Source organism: Kitasatospora sp. NPDC088861 (assembly GCF_044750105.1).
GTDB lineage: Bacteria > Actinomycetota > Actinomycetes > Streptomycetales > Streptomycetaceae > Kitasatospora.
The window spans coordinates 1-5,005 of sequence record NZ_JBIVJF010000063.1 but is presented as its reverse complement, the minus strand read 5'-3'; the positions used below and the strand labels follow the sequence as shown (position 1 = coordinate 5,005).

The 5,005-nt window shown below is 70.6% G+C and carries 5 protein-coding genes and 1 pseudogene; 5 read left to right on the top strand and 1 reads right to left on the bottom strand.

Annotated elements, in window-relative coordinates:
- The first annotated feature begins 626 nt into the window (after positions 1-626).
- The 4 genes from ACIP37_RS37685 to ACIP37_RS37670 all read left to right on the top strand — a co-directional run bounded on the left by ACIP37_RS37685 (position 627) and on the right by ACIP37_RS37670 (position 3,674).
- Positions 627-1,739 (top strand): DUF6192 family protein, encoded by a 1,113-nt coding sequence (locus tag ACIP37_RS37685; RefSeq protein ID WP_400812586.1) that lies wholly within the window; start codon positions 627-629, stop codon positions 1,737-1,739.
- A 3-nt stretch (positions 1,740-1,742) separates the two neighbouring features.
- Positions 1,743-2,171 (top strand): RacP protein, encoded by a 429-nt coding sequence (locus tag ACIP37_RS37680; protein ID WP_363629849.1) that lies wholly within the window; start codon positions 1,743-1,745, stop codon positions 2,169-2,171.
- Between the two features lie 65 nt (positions 2,172-2,236).
- Entirely contained in the window at positions 2,237-3,091 is an 855-nt protein-coding gene (locus ACIP37_RS37675) for an IS5 family transposase (RefSeq protein ID WP_363629851.1), read from the top strand.
- Positions 3,092-3,275: 184 nt separating this feature from the next.
- Complete coding sequence (locus ACIP37_RS37670) at positions 3,276-3,674, top strand: hypothetical protein (protein ID WP_363584775.1); 399 nt, start codon at positions 3,276-3,278, stop codon at positions 3,672-3,674.
- Between the two features lie 10 nt (positions 3,675-3,684).
- Here ACIP37_RS37670 and ACIP37_RS37665 read toward each other — a convergent pair whose 3' ends face one another.
- Positions 3,685-4,209: a hypothetical protein gene (locus ACIP37_RS37665; protein ID WP_400812583.1), complete on the bottom strand. Its 525-nt coding sequence runs from the start codon at positions 4,207-4,209 to the stop codon at positions 3,685-3,687.
- A gap of 146 nt (positions 4,210-4,355) precedes the next feature.
- Between ACIP37_RS37665 and ACIP37_RS37660 the strand changes: the two are divergent.
- Positions 4,356-4,770 (top strand): annotated as a pseudogene (locus ACIP37_RS37660) (transposase); the annotation flags it as partial.
- Between the last annotated feature and the right edge of the window lie 235 nt (positions 4,771-5,005).

The following is a 5,005-nucleotide window of genomic DNA, read 5'->3' as shown; positions in this document are numbered from 1 at the left end:
CGACGGGACCGTGGTCGAGGTGAGCCTGGGCCTGTTCATCGCCAACAGCCGCCTACGACGCGCCACCATCCCGGCCGAGCGGGCCGCCCGGCTGAGTACCTGTGTCTGAACCCCCGATCCGGGTAGCCTGGAGCCCTAGCCTGGGCTGGTGTCCGAGGACAGCGGGCCGGTTGGTGAGCGGTGGTGCGAGGGCTGCGACGTACGGCTGAGGCCGGAGTCGCGGCCCGGTACGCGTTTCTGCTCGACGGCGTGTCGTGCCAGGCAGTGGCGGGTGGACCAGCGGCTGCGGAAGCGGGTGGCGGCCGAGCTGAGCGGGGCCGGCCGGGTGGAGTGCCCGGAGTGCGACGCGTGGTGGGTGGCCGGGGTGGATCGGCGTTCGAACGCCCGGTACTGCTCGCGGCGGTGCGTGATGAGGGCCTGGCGGTCTCGGAACGAACCGTTCGGCGAACGGTCACAGTGACCGTTGAGCGAACGCCGAAACGGTCACGATTCGCTCAACTTCGTTCATCCGCAGGCTAGTTGTTGTGATCACCACATTCCGGGCCGGACTCTGCTGCACGGAAGCGGACCGGTCCCGTCACGGCCAACTGCCGTGCCTGGTCCGCGAGTTGGTGGTGAGATTCCACATGGCTCAGGAGATAGCGGAGAAGGTCGGCTGCGTCAGCGCCGACCGATACCAGGAGATCGTCGCCGAGCTGCGGAAGCTGGTCGAGACGACCACCCGCGCGCAGTTCACGATCGGCGACTACGCGCTGGAGATCGAGCCGATGCGCGAGGTCGGCGGCCAGGAGCACAGCGACGAGATGTTCTCCGTCAAGAAGTCGCTGGCCCGGGTGGCCGACGACGTCGGCCTGACCTACTCGCAGGTCAGACGGGCGAGGTGGACCTCTTCGCGGTGGCCCAAGGACCGCCGGCAGGCCGGCGTCTCCTTCACGGTCCACGAGGTCCTGGCGGGGATCGCGGACGAGCGGGAGCGGTTCGAGGCGATCCTCAACCCACCGCAGCCCCAGGGAAGGTGGACGGCGGACGACGCCAAGCGCAGGGTCGGCCGGCAGGTCGATGTTCCGGTGACCCCGCAGGAGAAGGTCAGCGCGATCCACACCCTCGCCCAGGACGAGGAGGTCGCCGCGGTGGTGACCGGCGACCTGCTGCGGCGTCCGGGCGTGGTCGCGCAGGTCAAGCCGGAGGACAAGGTCCGGGTGGTGGAGGAGCTGACCCGCGACGACGAGGTCGCCGCGGCGGTCGCCCCCAAGTTCCTGCACCGGCCGGCGGTGGTCGCCCGGGTCGCCCCGGCGGAGAAGGTGAGGGTGGTCGAGGAGCTGACCCGCGAGGACCACGTCGCGGCGGAGGTGACCACCGGGCTGCTGCGGCGCCCGGACGTCGCGGCCCGGGCGATGGCCGACGACACCACCCGCCACCAGGTCAACCACGCCCAGGTCGAGCGGGGGCGGCAGGCCCGCGAGCACTTCGAGGAGAACAGCCCGATCGCGCCGGTGATCCGCAAGATCGACCGGTCGGTGGAGTTCCTGGACCTGGTGACGGCCTGCCACGCGTTCGTCGCCGCGGCCGGGCGGGTCGTCCCGGGCCTGCGCGACCGGCAGCTCGGCGACGACGAGCAGTCGGTGATCCGGGAGAACTGCGCGCGCGTGAGGGCGACGCTGGACTGGATCGAGACGGCGGTCGACACCGGGAAGGTCGACATGGACGGCGAGCTGGCCCGCCTGCTCCAGGGTGAGTAGGCGATGCCCCGCGCCTCCCGGCGCAGGTCGGCGGCGGCCGAGCGGCACGCCGACACCGTTCGCAAGGTCCTCTTCGAGGCCCGTCCCGCCGGGCTGACCTTCGACCAGCTCGGCCGGGCCTCCTCGCTCAGCGCGGGTCAGGCCCGGGCGGGGCTGGCCTGCCTGCGCGACACCATCGCCGAACGGGGCTGGCCGCCGCTGATCTGGACGAGGGCGGACGGCTACCGGTTCTGCTCCGACCCGGTCGAGTTGCAGGCATACGAGGCCGCGGTGATCCGCGAGAAGCTCACCGAGTTCCGCCGGTTCATCACCGGTGTTGTCGCCCCGCACTTCGCCCTCCAGCCCAAGGGCCGGTGGGTGAAGCACCTGAACACCCAGATCAGCTCGGTGGAGTCCACGCTCGAAATGATCGCGGACTACAGCGATGCCTGACCGTCCTGGTCCGGCCGGCGGAGCCGGCCGGACCAGGGCCTTCGTCTTGAGGGGAGGGAACGAGGTTGGCCCGGCGTCGCTGCTACCCGTCGGACACCTTCGACGACGAGTGGGCGCTGATCGAGGCGCTTCTGCCGGTTCCGGCCTGCGAGACGAAGGCCGGCGGGCGGCCGGAGAAGCACCCGCGTCGGGAGATCGTGGACGCGATTCGGTACGTCGTGGACACGGGCTGCAAGTGGCGCGCGCTGCCGAAGGACTTCCCGCCCTGGCGCACGGTTTTCGGCTTCATGGCGCGCTGGGCGGCGGCCGGGGTGATCGGCCAGATCCGTGACCAGCTCCGCGCCCGGGTCCGCCGGGACATGGGCCGGGCGCCGGGCGCGGTCGCCACGATCATCGACTCGCAGTCGGTGAAGGCCGCCGAGACGGTCGGCAAGGACAGCCGGGGCTACGACGCGGCGAAGAAGATCAACGGCAGGAAGCGGCACCTGGTGGTGGACACGAAGGGCCTGCCGCTGTTCGTGATGGTCACCCCCGCCGACATGACCGACCGCGACGCCGCGAAGGAGGTGCTGTTCCGGCTGCGGCTGATGCACCCGGAGATCACGATCGTCTGGGCCGACTCCGCCTACGCCGGGCAGCTGGTCGGCTGGGCGAAGAAGTACCTGAACCTCACCATCAAGACGGTGAGCCGGCCCAAGGACGCGAAGGGGTTCGTGGTCCTGCCGCGCCGTTGGGTGGTCGAACGCTCGCACGCCTGGGTGATGCACGCCCGCCGGCACGCCCGCGACTACGAACGCCTCGTCCAGCACTCCGAGTCGCTGATCACCTGGGCCGCGATCACCCTGATGACCAGGCGCATCACCAAGCGGCAGTCCAGGCGCTCGGGCCAGCCGGCGTCCCGCGAGGCCCAGCGGGACTGATCGTTCTCGGAGTCGGCCAACCGATCGCCACCCGGAGCCGCCGGAAGAACCGGCCGACCCCTACTCTCCCACGACCTCCCGGCGCCGGTCAGCCGGTTCGCCGACACCGGGGCCGCTTCCTGCCCGATGATGTGATCCATCCGACGAGCAGGGTGAACGGGCGGACTTGGGGGAAGGGCCACGCATGGAGATCATCAGCAGCACCGGCTTAGGCCGGCCCTGGCCCGAGCTGATGCCCGACCGCCGTCCGGCCCTGGTGGTCCCCGCAGCCCCCGGTCGTCCCCTGCTCGCCGAAGACGGCTGGGCCCCGCACGACGACGTCCCCGCCCTCACCACCGGTCAGCAGTGCGCCTGGTCCACCGTCCTGGACGGCTACCGGCTGACCGTTCGTCGCCCGTGCGGCCTGACCTGGTTCGACGGCGAGATCGCCGCCACCCGGGAGTGGCGAAACCGCGTCCACGTCCACGGCGCGCTGCTGCTGATCTCCGGCCCGTTCACCAGCGTCTTCGATTTCCGGCCCGTCGCCGCGGCCGGCCGCCTTCTGCTCCTCACCACGCCGGTCCGGCCCGCGGCCGGCACCTGACCGTCTCGGTTCAGTCGGGTTCCTCTTCCGCGTCGCTGATCTCCGCCCGCAGGTCGTGGATGCTCCGCAGGATCTCGATGAGGGCCGCCTCCGTCCGGCCGAGACCCCGGCGGACCCCGTCCACGTCGCCGGCCTCGAAGTGGAGGTGGGCGCCGAGCGCGTCCACCGCGACGGCGATCGCCATCGCCGACGCCATCCGGCCCGGGGGCGTCTCGTCCTGGTCAAGGCCCATGAGCTGCACGCCAGTGCGCTGCAACCGGTTGATCAGCGCGTTGGTCGACACCGCAGAGCCGGGGCCGGCCTGGTCCATCCACCCGAGCAGCACCTCGGCCTGGTCCTGGTCGACCCCCAGCCTCGTCGCGGCGGTGACCTCCAGTTCGACCCTGGCCAGCAGCACGCCGAGCAGCCGCCGGCGGTTTCCCTCCTCCGGACCCTGCGGCCACAGTTCAGGATCGAGTACGGGCTCGTCCCCCAGCGCGACCAGGGCCGCATAGACCTGCTCGGCGCTCACCGGGAACTCGCTCTCGACGCTCACCCGGCCCAGCCTCCCCGGCCAGCAGCGCGAGCGCGCGGACCCACGCCCGAGACACCACCCGTTCGATTCCCGGCCCAGCCGAACGCTTCGCACACCCTCAGAAACAGGTATTCAGCGAACTTCACACACATGAAGAACACGGAAGTGCTGGCTCAAGATAACGGCCGCAAGCGCCACCTGGTCGTGGACACCCACGGCCTGCCGCTGTTCGTCATGGTCACCCCGGCCGACATGACCGACCGCGACGCGGCGAAGGAAGTGCTGTTCCGGCTGCGGCTGATGCATCCGGAGATCACGATCGTCTGGGCCGACTCCGGCTACGCGGGCCCGAAGCTGGGCGGCTGGGCGAAGAAGTACCTGAACCTGACCCTCAAGACCGTCGGCCGGCCGAAGGGCGTGAAGGGCTTCGTCGTGATCAAGCGCCGTTGGGTGGTGGAGCGGTCGATCGCCTGGATCACGCACGCCCGCCGGCACGCCAGGGACTACGAACGGCTGATCCAGCACTCCGAGTCGTTGATCACTTGGGCCGCGATCACCCTCATGACCAGGCGCATCACGCAAAGACAGTCCCGCCGGGCCGGCCAGCCCAATCCCCGCGCCCCGATCGGGCACTGATCATTCTCAAGTTCCCCGTCGGGACCGCGGCCGGGAAGAACCCGAGTCACCGGCCGGCGCCTCACTCTCCCACGGCCCCGGGCGGCCTGTCAGAGGGTGTTCGATAGGGGATTCCCCCCAACTGTCCGGCTTTGGTTCTTGCGGCACGGACTCGTTTTCAGGATCTCGTGGCGGCCGGGTC